At 58.9% G+C, this 1,377-nt stretch carries 1 protein-coding gene and 1 pseudogene; both read right to left on the minus strand.

From position 1 onward, the window contains the following. Window positions 1-751: ATP-binding protein (locus HMPREF2822_RS07285; protein ID WP_083306823.1), on the minus strand; the 751-nt coding region annotated here is incomplete at its 3' end. 6 nt (window positions 752-757) lie between these two features. Further along, window positions 758-1,377: pseudogene (locus HMPREF2822_RS07290) on the minus strand (IS21 family transposase); the annotation flags it as partial.

Raw genomic sequence — 1,377 nt, forward strand, 5'->3', positions numbered from 1 at the left:
GGCGCATGTTTGGTCCTTCGAGTGTGATGATCTCGGCGCCGGAGACGAGTCGGTTGAGGATTGACTCGGAGATCACGGCGTCGGGGATGGACTTGTACCACTCCAGTGGGGTGAATTGTGAGGTCACTATCGTTGAGACTTTGCCTTCTCGCCCGGCGAGGATGTTGAGAAGTTGGTGCGCGGTCGCGGCATCCACAGGTGTGGTCAGGAAGTCATCGAGGACCAGGACGTCGACGTCGTGGAGGTGCTGGATGAACTTCAGCCGTGCGGGGTCATCGGGTTGGAGGACTGCCAGTTCGGCGGCGAGCATGTCGGTGCGGTAGAACCGTGCGGAGTAGTCGTTGCGGCATGCTGCTGTGATCAGGGCTTGGGCGAGGTAGGTTTTGCCGACTGAGGATTTGCCCAGGATGACAATGTTTTGGCCCAGGTGGCACCATTGTCCGTGAGCGAGTCTGCTGACTTGCTCGGGGTTGATGTTGCGGTCAGGCGTGCAGACCACGTTTTCAAGGCAAGCATCAAGGTTTGGCGATCGGGATGCTTTTAGCAGTTTGTTGATGCGTCGTTCACGCCTGGCCGCGACTTCTTTATCGAGTGCGTAGAGCACCTTTTGGGAAAACGTCCATGCGTCGAATGCGGGATCGTTGGCGATGTCGATGACGCTTCTGCCGAAGGCAGTCATCCGCAGCGCGGTGAAGTCGGGCAGGACGGACTCGTCAAGGAAGCGATCTGCTGGCGGGGTTGGTGATGACATGGGCTTTTAGTGTCCTTTCTTAGCGAGGTTGTCCATGCTGAACTGGTCTGCACCGCCGAGAAACGCGCCGGTGGTATCCCGGTCGGTGATTGCAGGGGCGGTGGGCTGGTTGACTGTGGTGCTGCGCGGGGCCTGGTCTAACCCGCGGGGCCGGGTGGCGTGTTCTTTGCGTATGGCGGCCATCATGTTTTTGACCGCGGTATATGACACAGCCCGTCGGCTGCCGTCGTTGGCCATCAGGCGCTGGCATGCCTCTTCCAGGATTGGTTTGTTGCCGTGTTTGCCCATCGACAGCACGTTTCTACAGGACTGGTACGCCTGGGCCGGGATGGCTTTCGCCGCGATGAGTTCTTCGATGACCTTGCGTGTTGCCGGGCCGGTTTTGCTGGCTTCGCGATAAAAGTAGTCGCTTGTCCACAGCCCACGGGTGGAGTCCATTCCAGATGGAATGTGCTCATAGTCAGTGACATAGGCCCCACGCTTATGCGAAACCTGGTGGGTTACCACGGTTGTCCCCTGGTCAAAGACGGTCAAGACCTGGCCTGTGATGCGCACATCGACAGTGCGGCCAACAAGCTGGTGCGGAACGGAGTAGCGCACCGTTGCAACCGTGATATGGAAATCCG

The sequence above is a fragment of the Corynebacterium sp. HMSC062E11 genome, from assembly GCF_001811845.1.
In the GTDB taxonomy this organism is placed as follows: domain Bacteria; phylum Actinomycetota; class Actinomycetes; order Mycobacteriales; family Mycobacteriaceae; genus Corynebacterium; species Corynebacterium hesseae.